We start from the raw sequence: 18,723 nt of genomic DNA, 5'->3' as shown, positions 1-18,723 counted from the left end.
AAAAAATAGTGTCAGCAATTACTCACTGACACTACTGATTCGATTAAAATTTAACTTGTGGTACTTGACGTGCTTCTTCTGGTGTTTCTAAATAAGCCATTGGGAAGAACCCATGCACACCAGCTACGATATTGTTCGGTACTACTTGAATTTTAGTATTGTATTGATTAATACTTGAATTGTACAACATACGAGCTTTCGCTATTTTATCTTCAGTATCTGTTAAACTGCGTTGCAATTCCGTAAAATTAGTGTTTGCTTTTAAATCCGGATAAGCTTCAGCAACAGCTAATAAACGAGATAATGTACCTGATAATGCATTGGATGCTGCGTTAATTTGTTCCGGAGATGCGTTAGCAATATCAATCAATTGTTGACGTGCTTTAATCACTGCATCTAATGTTTCTTTCTCATGAGCTGCATATCCTTTTACTGTTTCAACTAAGTTTGGAATTAAATCATTTCGTCTTTGTAATTGAACGTCAATTTGACTGAAACTCTCCTGTGCCCAGTTGCGTGTTTTAACTAAACCATTGTAAATACCAAACCATACTAATAATCCCACAGCAATAATTGCTACAATAATTAATAATGTCATAATGGTCATCCTCTCTAAAGTTACTAACTCTATTATACTGAAAACTGATGAAAATGTCATTTAATAACCCAATGCGCTAATAATCGGCACAAAAACACTTCAGCCTTTTTATAATATCACTCTATTCTTGTACGTCATCTCGCAGCATGACTTCTTCACTCGGTGGAGCTTGAATATCGAATTGCTTACCGTAATCTAAAAATGCCATAATCAAATCAACCATACCGTCTTCACGTTGTAAATTCACCTTAATTGCTGTCAAGAGATAAGTGTTCTTATCAAAAGCAAATTGAATTTCTGGTTTTTGACTTAAGAAACCCTCAATCGCAGCAGGTGATGTGTAGTCATGTAACAGAGATTCCAATAATGCCGGACTAGACTGCCCTTGTTTCACTCGTTCTGAAATCATTTGACTGAATGCCGTACTAAATTCTTCGGCATTAATATCTTCTTTTAATGAGAAAATAAATACTTCTTCTGTTTCAGTAAAATCAGTGAATTGCTCAATAAAGGCGATTTCTTTTTCTGATAATGGCATCGCACTTTGGAACGAATCTTTCGGTACATACGACTCACGGTACTCATTAAAATTATCCGTTACCAAATGCCATTGATTAAACACATCTGAAAAATACAGAGCATTATCTTTTAATAACAATTCAACACTAGCACCCGCACTCACTAACTCTGCCTGAAATGTAAATTGGGGATTATCCGAATAATTCAGTTGAGTTCCCCAATCTGTAATCTCTTCTTTACCAGAAAACTCCGTTTGCGTCAGTGTACTTTCTATGGCAAAATTTTGATATTGATGCATATCTGTATTCACAATCGCCTCTAATACAGAATGTGCAGTATTTTCTTGTGCCATTACAGGAACTGCATTTGGTCTTACCAACAAAACAGATGACATGAGTACTAACTTTTTCAACATTATATTACTTCCTCTCCAAAACCAATCATAATAAATTTAATATACTCTGATTTCACGTTACATGCAACATTTATCGCAATATATAACTAGTCAAAAAAGTGCCAGCAATAAGCCCTAATTCTTATTGCCAACACTCAATCCTTATTTCTTCTGTTTTAATACAAGTGCCGTATAAGGTTCAATTAAGAAATGATCAATCATACCAGTCGTGTAATTATCACTTAAATGCACTTGTCCGTCTACTAATTTCATAATATAGTCGCCATATTCCAAACCATAAGCCAATGTATTTTCTTGAGCATTGAAAACAACAATCAATCGCTCTGTTTCATTTGAATACTCAATCGCAACCATTTGATAAGATGCATGTAAAATTTTCATAGTACGTTGGATTTCTTCATAAGTTTTCAAACGGAACATCGGCTCTGCTTTACGCAACGCAATTAAGCCTCGAACAAGATGTACTGTATGCTCGTAATTTTCTTGACGCAACCAGTCTAGCTGATTAATATGATTCGGTTGATTATAACTATCACGCACACCATATTTAGTCCGCAAAAATTCTTGCCCTGCATGAATAAATGGCACACCTTGACTCAATAGAATGATAGAAGTCGCTAATTCATGACGACGAATAATCGTATCACGATCCAAATGTGGGTCAGCTGTCACTAATCGGTCATACAATGTATAATTATCATGTGCCTCCACATATTGAATCACTTGTCCTGGATCTAAAAAGTGGTCAAGCCCCAATCCAGCCATGACATTACCGGCTACTTGATTTTCTGTATACCAAGCACCATTAATAAAACCACGAGTATGAGGATCAAAATCATTTCCTTTTAATGCTTCACGTAAACTATCATTGAATTGTCCAATTCGTTCCATACGTTTCGCTTGATGATGACTTGCTTTCTTCTCGAATGGCAATTCTGTCATCAAATCCCAGCCCTCACCAAACATTAAAATGCTTGGGTCAATAGCATCTAATGCCTGACGCACTTCGTTCATTGTTTCAACATCGTGAATACCCATTAAGTCAAAACGAAAACCGTCAATATGATATTCTTTCGCCCAATAAGTCACGCTATCTACAATATATTTTCGCATCATTGCACGTTCAGACGCAGTATCATTCCCAACACCTGTTCCATTTGAAAGTTGACCACTCTCCGTATGACGGAAGAAATATCCTGGTACTGTTCGATGAAAACTATGATTTTCAACTTCAAACACATGATTATACACCACATCCATAATAATTCGAATGCCAGCATCATGAAACGCTTGAATCATTTGTTTCATTTCTTTAATTCGCACAAATGGATCATACGCATTCGTCGAGTAACTTCCCTCCGGTGCATTATAATTTAACGGATCGTAACCCCAATTATATTGAGTTGGGTCTTCCCCTGTTTCATCAACCGATGCAAAATCAAACATCGGTAAAAATTCCACATGAGTGACACCTAGTTGTTTAATATAATCAATACCTGTACTTGACCCCAATGGATTTTTCGTTCCTGTTTCAATCGCACCTAAAAATTTACCACGTTTTTTGACACCACTATTATTATCTGCCGTAAAATCACGCACATGTAATTCATAAATAACAGCATCAGTCGGCGCAGAAAATGGCGCCATACGCTCACCCCAGCCCTCTGGATTCGTACGTGCTAAATCCACGACTACTGAACGTTTACCATTCACCGTTACTGCCTTTGAATACGGGTCGACTGAACGGCGATTACTTCCGTCTTCAAATGTCACTTCGTAACGATAGGTCATGCCATGACAATCACCGTCCACCTTAATCATCCAAACAGCAGCTTCTTCCTTAAACATCATACGCTTTTCTTTTACTGGCGCATAATAATCTTCATAAATTACTAACTCAACCGTCTTAGCTGTCGGTGCCCAAAGACGAAATTCTGTCTGTTCTGTTGTGTATAATGCCCCTAATTCTCCTTCAAAATGCAATTCTTCTATCTCTGCAATTTTAGGATTTAACTTAAATGTCCGAGTTTGCGGTTCTGGCCGATACTCGTCCAATGCAAGTGCCTTATAACGTTTCACCCTATCACTCCTTTATTCTACAAGCTGAAATGACATCCACTGCACTCCATGCTCGTTGTCACACTTTATTTTTATAATGTTGTCAATTCTAACTGAACTGGACAATGGTCTGAGCCAATCACTTCCGGCAAAATCGTTGCCGACTCCATTAAATCAATCATCTGATTAGCGATAATAAAATAGTCAATTCTCCACCCAATATTTCGTTCCCGAGCTTTATTCATGTAACTCCACCACGTATACGCACCTGTAACTTCTGGGTTCAAATATCTAAAACTATCCGTAAACCCTGCATTTAAAACAGCCGTCATTTTTTCACGCTCTTCAATCGTAAAACCTGCATTACGTTGATTACTTTGAGGATTCGCCAAATCAATCGCTTGATGTGCCACATTTAAATCACCACAAAACACAACCGGCTTCACCTGATTTAATTGCTGGATATACGCTAAAAAATCATCTTCCCATTGCTGACGATACGCTAATCTCGATAAATCTCGCTTAGCATTAGGTGTGTACACCGTCACTAAATAACAATGTTCAAGCTCTAATGTAATCACACGTCCCTCTTGATCATGGGTTTCAATACCAATTCCGTACGCTACACTTAATGGTGGAATTTTTGTTAATATCGCTGTTCCCGAATAGCCTTTTTTTACAGCCGAAGACCAATAAGCAGAGTAGCCCAATGCTTGAAAATCAAATTCTACTTGTTCAGCCTGTGCCTTTGTTTCTTGTAAACATAGAATATCTGGATTATGTTCGGATAACAGACTTTGTAATGCCTCTTTATTTAAAACAGACCTTATTCCATTAACATTCCACGAGATTAATTTAATACTCATATTTCCTCCATGATTAATACTTTATTGTATGATGAAGATTCCACCCTATTCTATCATAAACAATGCTAGAATAACTAGCTTCCTTGACATTTTTAGTGTTTCATCAACTAAATTCACAATGGCATTACCAATTCGTCATCAATTGTTCAAATACTTCTCCCATTTCATGTTGAATGGTCAACACATCTGAGCGATAAATCGGTACAGACGTCTGATTGACGACAATCATTTTCTCTCCATTAAAATAATTGACTAAACCTGCTGCCGGATAAACTACTAAAGAAGTCCCAGCAATTATCAGCAAATCGGCTGCTGCGATAGCATTTATGGCTGCATTTAACACTGATTCATCTAATGATTCTTCATAAAGGACAACTTCTGGTTTAACAATAGCACCCTCTCTGCTACAGCGTGGAATGCCATTTTGGTCGAGTATTAAATCAACTAAAGAATAGGATTGACCACACTCTGTACAAGTATTACGCCACACTGAGCCATGTAATTCCAGCACATTCGTACTACCAGCTTGTTGATGCAGTCCGTCAATATTTTGCGTCACAACCACTACTTCTTTACCCAATGTTTCAAGCCATTTAGCAAATTGATGTGCCACATTCGGTTTCGCATGGCGATGAACTAATTTATCAAAGTAAAATTCAAAAAATATTTTGGGAAAACGATGATAAAAGGAATGCGATACAATTTGTTCCGGTGCATAATGATAACCCTGTTCAGCTACAAACAAACCTTTTGCCGAACGAAAATCAGGAATACCACTATTCGTTGACACACCAGCTCCGCTAAAAAAGACAATTCTTGCACTACTTTGAATTAACGCCTGCATTGCTTTAAGATTTTCTAGCATAATAACCCCTCCAAGATTATAGTATAGCAGAACAACATGGTGTGAGCGAGAGTGCTCTGGCTTTCCTTACACTTTCCAAAAAGCCCTCCGCCAAAACGGCAAAGAGCTTTAATCTTTTAACATTAAGACTGGTTCTATAACCAATCCGAGAAACTTTGAGTAACACGTTGAATATATTGTGCATCAATCACTTCAACTGTCGTTTGGTCAATTGCCTCTTGAACCAAACTTTCAATATCTAATGCTTTTTCCATTTCTTCTACACGCTCTAATTTCGGTTTCGTACGTGGAGAAGACGGTGCAAAGACAGTACAACAATCTTCATACGGTTCATTACTAATATCATACGTTCCGATTTGTTCTGCTTGCTGAATGATTTCTGTTTTATCTACTGCAATTAGCGGACGCAAAATCGGTGTCGTTGTTACCGCATTAATCGCATGCATACTGCTCAATGTTTGACTAGCTACTTGTCCGAGTGATTCACCTGTTACGATTGCTTGACCATGACGTTTTTCTAATAAGCCGTCCATAATACGCAACATCATGCGTCGCATAACAGTCATCGAATAATCATCTGGAATTTGTTCTTTAATTGCTTCTTGTATCTTTGTAAATGGAACATTTAAAAATTGAATTGGCATCGCATATTTTGCCAATACAGCCGTTAATCTTTTCGTCTTATCCAATGCTTGGGGGCTTGTATATGGTGGGCTACTAAAATGTACTGCCTCAATTTCCAAGCCACGCTTAATCATTTGGTAGCCAGCAATCGGTGAATCAAAACCACCCGACAACATCAATAAACCTTTGCCACTTGACCCATAAGGTAAACCGCCTAAGCCAGTATACGAAGTCAAACTTAAATTTACCCCTGTATTTTGATGAATACTTATCGTCAATTTATGCTTCGCATGTCGTAAATCAACATTTAGCATTGGAAATGTTGCACCAATTGTAAAGCCAACCTCACGTTGTAAGCTCATCGTATCATACTCAAATGACTTATCCGAACGCTTTACCACAACACGATAAGTGTCACCCTCTTGTAGATTAATTTGTTCAAATAATTCAATCGCTTTTGCTTTAATCGTATCGATTTCTTTTTCAACTCGGTGCACCGGCTCAAAACGAGAAATACCCGGTATCGTTTTTAAAATGTCTACAATCTCTTCCATTGGTGTCGTTTCCCATGTCAAATGCATGAAATCATGATTAGCAACAATTTTAATCCGTTCTAAATGTTTCGTTTGCTGACGAATATGCTCTCCTAAACGATTTTGAAATGATTTACGATTTCGACCTTTTGTTGATAATTCACCATAGTGAATAACGATTTGTTGCATACAATAATTCCTTTCTATTTAAATTGCTCTGAAACTTTTTTGATTGCATCAAGTAGTGCTATCACATCGGCTTGTGTTGTTGTACTTGCCATACTAATACGAATTGCAGAAGTCGACACCTTATCTGGCACAGACATCGCAGCTAAAGTATGGTGTTGTTGATGTTTACGGCTAGAACATGCACTTGTAGTAGATACCATTACTTGTTGCGACTCAAAGGCATGAACCAATACTTCTCCAGGGATTGTTGGGAAAGCAGCACAAATAATGTGTTCGCTAGCACTCTCTTTAGCAAAGACAATCCAATTGTGTTTTTCTAACACACTGATAATTTGTTGACGATAGTCAGCTAAGCGTAATTTAACTTCATCCTGCATTTCAACTGCTAAACGTAATGCTTTTGCAGTAGCCACAATACTCGCAAGATTCTCTGTACTACTGCGTAATCCAGACTCTTGACCACCACCATACAAAATTGGCTGACTGCTGACACGCTGTTTTAACATCAAAATACCTGTGCCACGACTTGCATGAAATTTATGCCCAGATAAAGTAATAGCATCAATACGCTTCAAGGTCAATAAATCAAATTGAGTAGTGACTGCTTGAACACCGTCTACATGCCAAATAATTTGCGGATACTGCTGCAATAATGCTGCCATTTCAACAAGGGGTTGCACGCTTCCAACTTCATTATTAACTGCCATTGAAGAAATTAATAATACCTTAGCATCTAACAACTGCTCAAAGGCAAGTATATCAATACTTCCATTTACTTGAACTGGAATGAATTGAACATCAAATCCTTGTTCTTGTAGCAAACTAATTTGTTCAGAAACTGACGGATGTTCAATCGCTGATATTAAGATACGATTTGCATCAGGTCGCATTTTATGAAGTGCTGGTACAACAGACTGTAATACCCAATTATTCGCTTCCGTTCCACTAGAAGTAAAATACACTTCTTTTGCCTGAACCTTTAAGAGTGCTGCCACTTGTTCACGTGCTTGCGTTAATAATTTTTGTGCTGTTACCCCTAAAGCATGGATACTCGACGGATTCGCAAAACATTGCATGGCAACTTGTTGATATGTTTCTAAAACAGACGCATTCGGTTGCGTTGTAGCACTATTATCAAAATAATACATCTAGCACTTACTCCTTACTTATTTTTATATAAAAGGCAACGGGATTGGTTCGTTAACACCCAATCCCGTTTAGTATTAATAAATACGATTTTGCTTTTCTTTATGATACATACGACGTACTTGTGTTGGTGCTTCTTGGTCAACACGACGCAATGCTTTTTCGATTACCGCTAAACTTTCTTGATAACGAAATTCTTTATGGAATAGATATTGAGCTTCAGTAATAGCTGCATCTACGTCAGCATGATCATATCGGAATCGATTACTATGCTGAATCATATACTCCGTCAACATCGCATCATCCACAGTTTCATCTGTCAATTCTTCTAATTTATTCAAATTTTCAATCAATGCAGATTCCATTGCTTCAACTTCACGAATATCAACACGCACTCGATTAAGATGTTTTGCCAATTCTTCAATTTGATCTGTTACTTTATAGAACAAGCTATAATACGATTCATGTAAACCTGGTAAATGATGTTTTTCAACTTTTCGTTTCAAGTTACGCAAATCCATTTCATATAAATCAAGATTTTGCTTCACTTCTTTTTCTTTGACATTCATTTTAGCCAATCCGTCAACTAATTCAATTTGTTTTTCTTCAATTTCATCAGCATGTTTCTTAATTTTTTTCAAACTTGATTCAATATTAGAATAAATCGCATTACCGTCTTCAATTGTCTGATGTAAATCTGCAAAACGTGTCATCTCAATACGCACTCGCTCTGCTAATTGACTTACTTGTTCAATTTCATTTTGATGTAAAATATAGCTTTGAGCAATACGGTCTACTTCAATGCCAGAATAACGAATATTTTCAGATACTTGACTCAATTGATTCGCCAATTGATTAATATGACGGTCAACATATTCCTTCGCTATAATTTCAGATTCCATTACATCGTACAAGGAATTGATTTCACGTTCTGCTTTATCCATAAGCGTACGAGCTTCTTCTAAATTCGCATTTTTAATATTATTTTTGGCCTCATCTAATTTTTCTTGAACAGCATCAATTCCCTCAAGAATCTGAACCTCACCAAAATTAAACTGACTGTCGACCATTCGTTGATAACCGTCACGTAAATCTTCGATTGAATCTTCATAGGTACTCTTGATTTGATTATACATCGCTGGAATCTTTTCTAAAATTTCTTCCAAACTTGACATATCAGATTCAATTAAAGTTAACATTTCACGTGCCTCTAAATGATCCCCTGATGTTGTCAATTCATTATACTTTGTAAAATTCAATTCAATATACTGTAAATTCTTCTCTAATGTTTCAATCGCAGGGCCATAGTCAAAGCTATGATTTAACACACTTTTGCGTGCCGTATGATAGCGTTCAAGCAATTTTTCATGTTGCTCTGAATTTTCTGTATCAACTTGTAGTAACTCTTGTAAAGCAACATTCAATGCTTGCACTTGGGCTTCTGTCTCATCTAACATTTCACTCGCTTCATCCATAATACGTTTTGCTCTAAAAATATTCATTTGTTCAGCGAATTGCTCTGCGCCAACAATTGCTGATTCAATTTCACTGAATTGGTAATTAGTAATCGTCTGCCAGTTAGCCACAAGCGATTCATACTTTCGCTTCATTTGACCCGATAATTCCATGTTCTTCAAGGTAAATAATTGGTCTGGAATCGGCACAGCCATTACTCGATTCTTTCGTTCTTCTAATTCATTAATTGCGTCCTTGCGCTGTCTACCTAAATAAAAATAGATACCGTAGCCAATTAGCACAAGAATGACAATAATAAATAATATATCTGAAAATCTCAACGTCATTCGCTCCTCTATTCCCAAAATTACTGTATAAAATTTTTTATATAAATGCACAGTCTATCTACTAGATTATAGCACTTAAACTGTGAGAATAAAAGAATAAACCACATAAAAATTAGCTTTTCAATCGAAATATTTTGTGAATTTCTTTCATTTTTTGCATTCTAATTGACTGCCCTTACTTTTCACCACGATTTTGAATCGCAACTTCAATCATTAATTTTTGAAATGGCCATTGCGTTAAACGAATGGCACCATATTCATTGGTTGCTAGATAAGGAATATGGTGCTGTTCCAACCGTTTAAGTACAGCTGGATGAGGATGCCCATATCGATTATTCACTCCCGCAGAAATGAGTGCGAGTTGTGGTTCCAACTGCATTAACAGAGCTTCTGACGTACTCGATTGACTACCATGATGAGCTGTTTTTAATAAAGTTGCTGATAAATATGGCTCTTGCCTTAATAATTTTTGTTCTGCCTCCACTGAAATATCCCCTAAATTCAATAATTGATGCGGACCTAATTGAATGGAACTGATAATCGATGCATCATTTGTTTTTTTCGGATTTAAATAGATTTCTGGTGTATTAATCACACGATGAAATTGTGTCGCTGTTTTCAATTGCTGCCCTGGTGATAAAATAAGCACCTTAGTTTTTTGGGAAATCACACGTTCAATTTCTTGCCAAATTGGCTGCCCTCGTGTATGTTCCGTTATCAGAATTTGATGAATCGGAATGGCTTGTGCTAGTGCTGCTAAATTACCGATATGGTCAATATCTGCATGCGTAATCACTACTCCCTCAAGGGCACGAATACCTAATGCTTTTAAAGCCGGAATAATCGTTTTATCTGCATAATGTGAATCAATACCAGATGTACTATCGCCACTCCAAGTCGCTCTACCACCTGTATCAATTAACCACGCTCTATGTGTTGCAATTTGTCTAACTAATAATGCGTCACCCTGTCCCACATCTAACACAATCGCTTGTGGCACTAATGAAATATTGGCTAAACAACAGCAAACAGCGTAACTTACAATCGTTAATAAAAAACGATGTGAGTGTTGACTCAGCCACAAACTCGCACTACCCCATAACCACAATTGCCACATAACCGATAATGTTCCCATGATAACAATTGGTTGCTTTACTAATACCACGGCAGCTAATGGTTGCAAACAATGCTCTAACCATAATAGTAAATTAAGTGCGTTGGGAATAAACGACAAGATAGTTAATATCATGACACAAGCAGTCAAAATCTTCATAAGCCCTTTACCAATTAACCAACCCCAAATAAACTGCAATGGATACCACACACCAGATTGTCCAATTGTCAGCGGAAGTGAAAATAATAAGCAAATAGTCGACATTTCCCACTCTGGTAAATTTTTAGGCATTAAAATAAGTAAATAACTCATTAAAAAACTTAACTGAAAACTCATCGATAAAGCTAAATAAGGCTGATACCATAAAAGACAAATTGTTAGTAAACTTAATCTATCTAAGCGCTGTACCGGTAATATTTTGGCAAAGATTAACATTCCTACACTGCGTACTACACCAATTGGGAAACCTGTAATATAAGTATATGCCAATAACAATGCAATAACAAAATAATCTACATATTCCACCCAAACTCCACATCGCCGTAATAAGTACTTTAATCGTTGCCCTAACCAAGTAACATGTAAACCCGACAAAGCAAATAGATGAATCACACCTAATTCAATAAAATATTGTTTCGATTTCCGAAAGTGAGTAGACTGAATATTCCAAAATATTTTATTATACAAACTAAACAGATAACTCATATTCAAACGTTTAAAATGCGCTAATATAATAAAACGCCAATGACTTAATTTCGCTTCTAACGACTGTATTGGCTGCTTTTTCAATACGGATTCAATATGTAGCTGATAATGAACACCTTGACTCACTAAATATTTTCGATAGTCAAATACTCCAAAATTACGTGCTTGTTCCGGCTTTTCAATTTCACCTTGAACTTGCCATATCATCGGGTATGATTGCGTCTCTTCTTTCCAGTCCCATGAAATAATTTCAACCGGCAACTTTTTATGATTCAACAATAAATTTCCACGTCCAGTTAAATGGCCATTCTCAATTTCAATATGATTGGGATTCACTTCAACAAGCCATACTCCATGATTACTTGACAAATTCGGTATTTGTACTGCTCGCCAAGCCAAAAAACAGCTTATAATACTCAAAGTAATCATCATAATTTTTACAGCATTGCCAAAATAGCACATACGAAATAATAAAAACATGGCTGCCAGCCACCAAAACCACTGCCCAGTCAAGACAATCTGACAAGTAATCAATACCGTCATCGCACCAAAAATAAAATGATGATGTAATGCTTTCATGGTCCCACCGAAATATAATCTTGCAACTGTTGAAAAGTTTTTTCACCGATACCACTGACATTAGTTAAATCATGTATATCTTGAAACGAACCATTTTCTTGTCGATATTGTATAATCGCCTCAGCCTTTTTCTGGCCAATTCCAGGTAAAGTTTGCAATTGTGAACTATCAGCTTGATTAATATTGATTTTGTCAGTAGTTTCTGAATTAGGTAGACTTGCTAGCATTTGCGTTGATAGTACCGTATCACCCGTAACATCTTCATAACTGGGAACATATATCATCATTTGATCCGTCAATAATTGTGCTTGATTTAATTGCGAATCGGCTGCTTCCGGCAGTAAACCACCAGCTTGTTCAATCACGTCCATGACCCGACTTCCTTGGGGCAAACGATACACGCCTGGAACTTTTACAGCCCCTTTTATATCAACATAAATATCAGTCAAAATTTCCGTACTGACATCACTGTCCATTTCAGTAACTTGTTGCGTGGTATCACTCATTTCAGAATGCCAGTCAATTGTTTGAGGAGTCGCCATTTGATGATAAATAAACCCTGTCAATAAAACAATAACACCTACTAATACTCCCTTATGTTTCTGCCACATCTTCGATACACCTACTTTCTATTCTTTACGATAAATACACGATTAAACACTAAATCATTTGTACTCGTAAGAATAAAAAATACTGAATAGTAAAAAGACTAGGCAAAAAATCCATTACTTGCCTAGTCCGTCAATTGTATTTAACCCTTTCTCTTATGAAGAGAAAATGCTTTAAAAAATAACAGTATCGATAAAATTATTAGCCCTTTACCAATGGTTCGAACAAAAGGCAATGCTTTAAAAAAATCAAATGTTACAAATAGTATTCCTAATACCAACGACAAATAAAAATATCTTGAAACTTTTGTCATCATGCAATACTCCCTTTACAACTTCACTCTCTTATCAAATAATAACATTATTTGTATCTAAAAATTTTAATGCATCATAAATAATCCATTCAGAGAAAATATAAACCCACCCTATTCAAAAAAACTCCTATGATTTTAAATATCCATAAGAGTTTTTCATATCAATTCAAATTATTTTGTCGAATTTCTTTCCACGATTTTATATGGTAACAATACATGACGTTCGTCAATTTCTTCATTTGCCATAATCTTAGTCAATAGACGCATCGCAACAGCACCTAAATCATACAATGGTAATTGAATTGAAGTTAATTTAGGACGCACGATTGAACAGTAAATTGAGTTATGGCTCGTAATGATTTCAAAATCATCAGGAACTGAAATATTTCTATCTTGCAATTCATTTAACAACGCAACAGCTGCTTCATCATTCGCAACAATTGCTGCTGTTGCTTCAGTTGCATGAATATGACTATATAATGTTTCACCAGAATTAATATTAAACTCACCTTGAATAATTAACTCATCATCTGTTTTAACACCTTTTGCAGCATAAGCATCTTTGTATCCTGGCACATAATGATAACGATTGATTTCATGATGTTCTGGCCCTGTAATTAACGCAATTCTTTCATGACGATTCAATAAACTTTCAGTCGCCTCACGAATCGCATCCATGTAACGAATATTTACAGTTGAAAAATCATCGCCCTCAGCCACTGTCCCAGCCAAGACAACCGGTGTATTCGTACGTTTAATTTCACGACGCAATGGTGCCTCAATCGAGTTACCTAAATAAATAATTCCGTCAACTTGTTTAGCTAATAATGTATTAAATACTTGCACTTCTTTTTCTGGATTTTCATCCGAATTTGCTAAGATAATATTATATTTATACATTACAGCAATATCATCAATACCACGTGCTAACGATGCAAAAAATACATTTGATACACTTGGAATAATGACACCGACAGTTGTTGTTCGTTTGCTAGCTAAACCACGTGCTACGGCATTTGGTCGATAATCCAAACGTTGAATGACATCATTAACTTTTTTTCTAGTCGCTGGTTTTACATTTGGATTTCCATTCACCACTCGAGAAACTGTTGCCATTGAAACGCCTGCTTCTCTAGCAACATCATAAATTGTAATTGTTTGCTTTTCCATAAGCATTTCGCCCCTAATTAGTTTATTTTTTATATAGTTTAAATGTAACATAATTTTTTTATGATTGCAAGCGTTTTATTTGCATAAATGCTCTCATTTAACAACATTACTATGAAAACATGTTGGGTTTTTCCAATCATTTACTTTCTGAAAAAGTATCTGTTTCAGATGTTCTACTCCACTTAATAAAAGCAACTCAAATCGCAATATAAGTATCACGTTTTGAGCTGCATCATATTAATTATTACAAATAATCAGTAATGTTTTACGCATTGTTTACTGCGTCCTTAGCATCTTCAACTTTTTCGTTTACTTTATCGACAACTTCTTCTGCTGCCTCTTTCGATTTATCGGCAACTTCTTTTATTTCGACTACTACATCTTCTGCTTCGTCTTTCGCTTTGTCAGCGACTTCTTCTGCTTCTTTTGTCACTTTATTAGCAACTTCTTCTAAAGAATCTTTGGCATTACTTAATGCTTTTTTACTTTCTTCTTTAATTTCATCAAATTTAGTGCTTAAAGTTTCAACTTGCATCTTAACATTTAATTTGATGTCATCTGAAACTTCTGTCGCTGTTTCAGCTGCTGCATCATATAATTCTACACCTTTTTCAATGGCTAAATCTTTATAATCTTTTGCTCTATCTAATAAATTATCCATTTCGTTTGAGAAATCTTTACGTAAATCTTCACCTGCTTTTGGTGCATATAATAAGGCAGTAATACCTGCTACAGCTGCACCAAAAATTGCACCTAATAAAAAGCCACCATTATTTTGTTTTTTCATCGTTTTCACTCCTCCTACTAACTTTTATTATCGATTAATTGTAATTTCACCAGCAGTTTTTGATGTCTCACGTTCTGCAAGGGCGTATAATTCACGCTCTAATTCACTCATTGGGTCAGTTGCTGTCACCACTGTTTCCACTTCAGGTGCTACAACTTCATTTGAATTTGGACTTGCAGTGACAAAATCTTTTGCTTTTGATAAATTACGTGTTGTTTTAAATAATCGTTGTACACGAGACGGTCTACGCTTACCAATACCACTAATTAAATTAGTTGCTGTATCCTTAGCCGATACATTAATTTCAGAAACTGTTTCACCTAACTCACCAATGGCACCAAACAATGGATCGGTTTTTGCTAATTTCCCATTTACATCATCCATTAAACTATTGGTCTTATTAAGTAAAGCTTCCACTTCAATTGAAAGACTGTCAACATCTTTCGTCACGACATCAATTGTTGTGTTCACTCGTTGAATCGTTAATTGCAAATCAGATAATAACTTGGGTAATTTCCCCAATGATAAGCACACGACCACAACTAACGCTGCAAATGCAATAGCAGCAATTAAAGCAGCTACTCCTCCTAAAGTCATGGTTATATCACGCTCCTGTTCAAAAATTTGTTACTTTTACTATACCATGCGTTGTCTGCTTTTGACAAATGTTTCGCTTATTCTAGCTCTATTAGGCTATTCATACAATTGCATTTATTGCAAAAAATTCGTAAAATATTCAATAGACAAACTCTAAAGGGGTCACTATTTTGAATCAATCAGATAAATGGACTCTAAACTTTATACAACATTTTTTACTCGATAATAGTGAAAAACTTCTTTATATCATCATGCAATTAGGTAGCACCATTATGTTATTTATCGCATTAAAATTTTTCATTGACCGTCTGTTTGATACGGCTATCAAAAATAAATTACGCTATACAGCACCACAACGAATTTCTACTATTACTACTGTACTTAAAAATGCCGTAAATTATTTACTCTATTTCTTTTTATTTTATGCCATTCTATCAATACTAGGTTTTCCTGTTGGTACGCTTGTAGCCAGTGCCGGAATTGCTGGGGTTGCCTTTGGTATGGGGGCTAAAGAATTTGTAACAGATGTCATCAATGGTATTTTTATTATTTTTGAGGGGCATTTTGATATTGGCGAAGTCATTGAACTGCCCTCACAGCAAATTATTGGCATTATTCAACATATCGGAATTCGCTCAACAACAATTAAAGGATTTAATGGAAATCTCTATTATATTCCTAATCGTATCTTAAAAATCGTCAATAATTTAAGTCGCAGCGACCGAAGTGTTAACATTGACATTCCTTTACATTCGACCGAAAATTTAGCTGAAATTGAAACCATTATTGCACAGGAAACAACTCTCATACAACAACAGTACGCTGAGTATCTAACTAGTGAGCCTGTTATTTTAGGTTTAATTCCTACTCGTTATCACACCTTTGACTATCGCATTATTTTTTCAATCAAAAACAGTGACTATACTCGGCTTTCCAGTCAATTTTACAGTCAGTATTTTAAAGCCTTACCCCCACAAGAATTCAAAAAGCAGCTAGACCAATAACGTCTTGCTGCTTTTTAATATTGTTTAATTTAAATGAAACATTAATACACCTGCTGCTACTGCTACGTTTAAAGACTCAACACGTGTCGACATTGGAATAAAGACAGACACATCGGATTGTTCAATCCATTGTTGTGCCACTCCTTGTCCCTCATTGCCGACAATAATAGCAGCTCGTTCAACTTGTGAAAAGTCAGTATACGGCTGAGCGGTCTGATGTAAGGCAGTAGCTAATATTGTAAATTGTTGCTGTTTCAACATGGAAATTGCCGTCCCCACTGACATGGACAGAACAGGCAAATGCCACAGAGAACCTTGTGTTGCTCGTAAAACTTTATCATTGTACAAATCAACCGTACCCTCACCCAAGATAACAGCATCATAATTTGCTGCATCAGCAGTCCGAATGATAGTCCCTAAATTACCTGGATCTTGCACTGCATCGACAATCAAAACACGACGCATTGTTTCCGGTAACTGAGATGACGACACCATATCAACAATCGCAAATACGCCTTGTGATTGTTGCGTTTGACTGAGTACATCAACACAATGCTCGGCTAATAATACCATATCTTGACAAACTGATTGCCACTGTTCAATATTATGGGTTTGATAATATTGTTCCGACATTATAATCGTTCGTATCGGCACTTTGGATTTTACAGCCTCTTCTACTAAATGCTCTCCCTCAACCAAATACGCTTGTGCTTTTTTTCTACCTTTACTCGTCAGTAACTTATGCCACTCTTTTAGTTGGCTATTTTGTTTTGAAGTAATCTGTTTCATCGTCTTAACGTGTCAAACGGTAAATGGCTTCAGCATAAATAGCAGTTGCACGTAATAAATCATCAATTGCTAAAAATTCATTCGCTTGATGCATTGTGTCAATTGAATCTGGGAATAATGCACCGAATGCGACACCACGTGGCATCAAACGTCCGTATGTTCCACCACCGATTGTCATTTCATGCCCCTCTAAACCAGTTTGACTTTCATATACATCTAATAATGTTGATACTAGCGGGTCATTTGCTGGTACATAATGAGGTTCTTTCGATTCACCCACTGCTAAATCAAAGTCATAATGACTTAATTTTTTAGCAAAACGTTCACCCATTGTTTCTGGTGTAGTTCCCTCTGGGAAACGGAAATTCAAAATAATGCTACCACCTTTTTCAGCATCATAAGATACGATTCCCACGTTCATGCTGACATTACCCATTACTTCGTGATGATGTGCTACCCCTACTTTTTCTGCTATGAAGTCTTCATGCAATTCAGTCGCCAACAATGTAATAAAATCATCAGCTGCATGATTGTCAAAAGCAAACTCCACTAAAAAGCGTGCCAAGTAAGTCGCTGCATTACGACCTTTTTCCGGTGTTGAACCATGTGCAGCTTTACCAACTAAAGTGAACACACCCTCGTCACCATTCAACTCAACATTTCCTTTTAAGTCATGTTCATTTAAAAAGTCTGCATATAATGCTGCAATACTTGGGTTCAACCCTTTTACAGTCGCCGTTACATCTTGAATAACCATATTTTCACGTAAGCCACCCTCAAATGAAACTAACTGTTGTTCACCAGCTTGTGCTTTAGGTGCTAGGGATAAAGTGAAACTCACATTCCCTTTTTCGCCATTAATAATTGGAAATACAGCATCTGGTGAGAATCCAAAATCAGGCATTTCAGCATGTTGGAAATAATAATCCATACATTGCCAACCACTCTCTTCATCTGTACCCACAATTAAATGCACACGTTGATTAAATTCATAACCTAATTCACGCAATAATTTAATAGCAAAATAAGCTGCCACTGTCGGCCCTTTATCATCACTTGAACCACGTGCATAAATACGATTGTCCTTAATGACTGGTTCAAACGGGTCTGTTTCCCAACCTGTACCGACTGGCACAACATCAACGTGCCCTAAAATACCTAATAGTTGCTCGCCTGACCCTACTTCGATACGTCCTGCCCAAGGCCCAAATTGTTTTGTTTCAAATCCGTCTTCTTGAGCCATTTTCATAAATTCTTCTAAAGCAGCTTTTGGCCCTGGCCCAACCGGAGCCTCTGCTGTTGCTTTGTCATCTTCTCTTACAGAAGGGACACGTAATAATCGAAATAAATCTGAGAACAACTGTTCTTTGCGTTGTTCTACTTCTGCTAACCAATTTACCATTGAATTTCCTCCTTTAAATCAAATCTTGTTTGCTTATTC

General features: G+C 36.4%; 16 protein-coding genes. 1 reads left to right on the top strand and 15 read right to left on the bottom strand.

Annotation, left to right across the window (positions count from 1 at the left end):
- Positions 1-43: 43 nt before the first annotated feature.
- The 13 genes from JDW14_02575 to JDW14_02515 form a co-directional block, all read right to left on the bottom strand.
- On the bottom strand, positions 44-598 hold the full coding sequence (locus JDW14_02575) for a LemA family protein (protein ID QQD66027.1): 555 nt from the start codon (positions 596-598) through the stop codon (positions 44-46).
- A 121-nt stretch (positions 599-719) separates the two neighbouring features.
- The gene (locus JDW14_02570) at positions 720-1,532 is read right to left on the bottom strand and encodes a hypothetical protein (GenBank protein ID QQD66026.1); all 813 of its coding nucleotides are present in this window, start codon (positions 1,530-1,532) and stop codon (positions 720-722) included.
- Between the two features lie 141 nt (positions 1,533-1,673).
- Positions 1,674-3,611 carry a type I pullulanase gene (gene pulA, locus JDW14_02565; protein ID QQD66025.1) on the bottom strand — a complete coding sequence of 646 codons (1,938 nt, stop codon included), beginning with the start codon at positions 3,609-3,611 and terminating at the stop codon, positions 1,674-1,676.
- Positions 3,612-3,682: 71 nt separating this feature from the next.
- On the bottom strand, positions 3,683-4,450 hold the full coding sequence (gene xth / locus JDW14_02560) for an exodeoxyribonuclease III (protein QQD66479.1): 768 nt from the start codon (positions 4,448-4,450) through the stop codon (positions 3,683-3,685).
- A 130-nt stretch (positions 4,451-4,580) separates the two neighbouring features.
- A complete protein-coding gene (locus JDW14_02555; GenBank protein QQD66024.1) occupies positions 4,581-5,321 on the bottom strand; it encodes an NAD-dependent protein deacylase in 741 nt (246 codons plus the stop codon).
- Positions 5,322-5,455: 134 nt separating this feature from the next.
- Complete coding sequence (gene thiI / locus JDW14_02550; GenBank protein ID QQD66023.1) at positions 5,456-6,667, bottom strand: tRNA 4-thiouridine(8) synthase ThiI; 1,212 nt, start codon at positions 6,665-6,667, stop codon at positions 5,456-5,458.
- Between the two features lie 14 nt (positions 6,668-6,681).
- Entirely contained in the window at positions 6,682-7,815 is a 1,134-nt protein-coding gene (locus JDW14_02545) for a cysteine desulfurase (protein ID QQD66022.1), read from the bottom strand.
- A 75-nt stretch (positions 7,816-7,890) separates the two neighbouring features.
- Positions 7,891-9,615, bottom strand: coding sequence for a selenide, water dikinase (locus tag JDW14_02540; protein ID QQD66021.1), 1,725 nt, complete (start codon positions 9,613-9,615; stop codon positions 7,891-7,893).
- Positions 9,616-9,790: 175 nt separating this feature from the next.
- Entirely contained in the window at positions 9,791-12,013 is a 2,223-nt protein-coding gene (locus JDW14_02535; GenBank protein QQD66020.1) for a ComEC/Rec2 family competence protein, read from the bottom strand.
- Complete coding sequence (locus tag JDW14_02530; protein ID QQD66019.1) at positions 12,010-12,624, bottom strand: ComEA family DNA-binding protein; 615 nt, start codon at positions 12,622-12,624, stop codon at positions 12,010-12,012. Before JDW14_02530 ends, JDW14_02535 begins: the two co-directional genes overlap by 4 nt.
- A gap of 482 nt (positions 12,625-13,106) precedes the next feature.
- Complete coding sequence (gene ccpA / locus JDW14_02525; protein QQD66018.1) at positions 13,107-14,105, bottom strand: catabolite control protein A; 999 nt, start codon at positions 14,103-14,105, stop codon at positions 13,107-13,109.
- A gap of 265 nt (positions 14,106-14,370) precedes the next feature.
- Entirely contained in the window at positions 14,371-14,892 is a 522-nt protein-coding gene (locus JDW14_02520) for a YtxH domain-containing protein (protein QQD66017.1), read from the bottom strand.
- A 27-nt stretch (positions 14,893-14,919) separates the two neighbouring features.
- Positions 14,920-15,489 (bottom strand): DUF948 domain-containing protein, encoded by a 570-nt coding sequence (locus tag JDW14_02515; GenBank protein ID QQD66016.1) that lies wholly within the window; start codon positions 15,487-15,489, stop codon positions 14,920-14,922.
- A gap of 170 nt (positions 15,490-15,659) precedes the next feature.
- Here JDW14_02515 and JDW14_02510 point away from each other — a divergent pair, with 170 nt between their 5' ends.
- A complete protein-coding gene (locus JDW14_02510; protein QQD66015.1) occupies positions 15,660-16,493 on the top strand; it encodes a mechanosensitive ion channel family protein in 834 nt (277 codons plus the stop codon).
- A 24-nt stretch (positions 16,494-16,517) separates the two neighbouring features.
- On the opposite strand, the gene JDW14_02505 is transcribed toward JDW14_02510, so the two are convergent.
- Both JDW14_02505 and pepV read right to left on the bottom strand, forming a co-directional pair.
- The gene (locus JDW14_02505; protein ID QQD66014.1) at positions 16,518-17,282 is read right to left on the bottom strand and encodes an RNA methyltransferase; all 765 of its coding nucleotides are present in this window, start codon (positions 17,280-17,282) and stop codon (positions 16,518-16,520) included.
- Positions 17,283-17,286: 4 nt separating this feature from the next.
- Positions 17,287-18,684, bottom strand: coding sequence for a dipeptidase PepV (pepV, locus tag JDW14_02500; protein QQD66013.1), 1,398 nt, complete (start codon positions 18,682-18,684; stop codon positions 17,287-17,289).
- Between the last annotated feature and the right edge of the window lie 39 nt (positions 18,685-18,723).

The sequence above is a fragment of the Aerococcaceae bacterium zg-252 genome (genome assembly GCA_016237705.1).
In the GTDB taxonomy this organism is placed as follows: Bacteria; Bacillota; Bacilli; order Lactobacillales; family Aerococcaceae; genus Globicatella; species Globicatella yangjingiae.
Note: the sequence above shows the minus strand (reverse complement) of the source record. Positions and strands in the feature narration are given on the sequence as shown.

Coding starts and splice junctions, on each gene's coding strand:
- JDW14_02540 (QQD66021.1), bottom strand. CDS start 9,615: ATGACGTTGAGATTTTCAGATATATTATTTATTATTGTCATTCTTGTG.
- JDW14_02530 (QQD66019.1), bottom strand. CDS start 12,624: ATGTGGCAGAAACATAAGGGAGTATTAGTAGGTGTTATTGTTTTATTG.
- JDW14_02515 (QQD66016.1), bottom strand. CDS start 15,489: ATGACTTTAGGAGGAGTAGCTGCTTTAATTGCTGCTATTGCATTTGCA.
- JDW14_02520 (QQD66017.1), bottom strand. CDS start 14,892: ATGAAAAAACAAAATAATGGTGGCTTTTTATTAGGTGCAATTTTTGGT.
- ccpA (QQD66018.1), bottom strand. CDS start 14,105: ATGGAAAAGCAAACAATTACAATTTATGATGTTGCTAGAGAAGCAGGC.
- JDW14_02570 (QQD66026.1), bottom strand. CDS start 1,532: ATGTTGAAAAAGTTAGTACTCATGTCATCTGTTTTGTTGGTAAGACCA.
- JDW14_02575 (QQD66027.1), bottom strand. CDS start 598: ATGACATTATTAATTATTGTAGCAATTATTGCTGTGGGATTATTAGTA.
- JDW14_02545 (QQD66022.1), bottom strand. CDS start 7,815: ATGTATTATTTTGATAATAGTGCTACAACGCAACCGAATGCGTCTGTT.
- JDW14_02535 (QQD66020.1), bottom strand. CDS start 12,013: ATGAAAGCATTACATCATCATTTTATTTTTGGTGCGATGACGGTATTG.
- JDW14_02555 (QQD66024.1), bottom strand. CDS start 5,321: ATGCTAGAAAATCTTAAAGCAATGCAGGCGTTAATTCAAAGTAGTGCA.
- JDW14_02505 (QQD66014.1), bottom strand. CDS start 17,282: ATGAAACAGATTACTTCAAAACAAAATAGCCAACTAAAAGAGTGGCAT.
- thiI (QQD66023.1), bottom strand. CDS start 6,667: ATGCAACAAATCGTTATTCACTATGGTGAATTATCAACAAAAGGTCGA.
- pepV (QQD66013.1), bottom strand. CDS start 18,684: ATGGTAAATTGGTTAGCAGAAGTAGAACAACGCAAAGAACAGTTGTTC.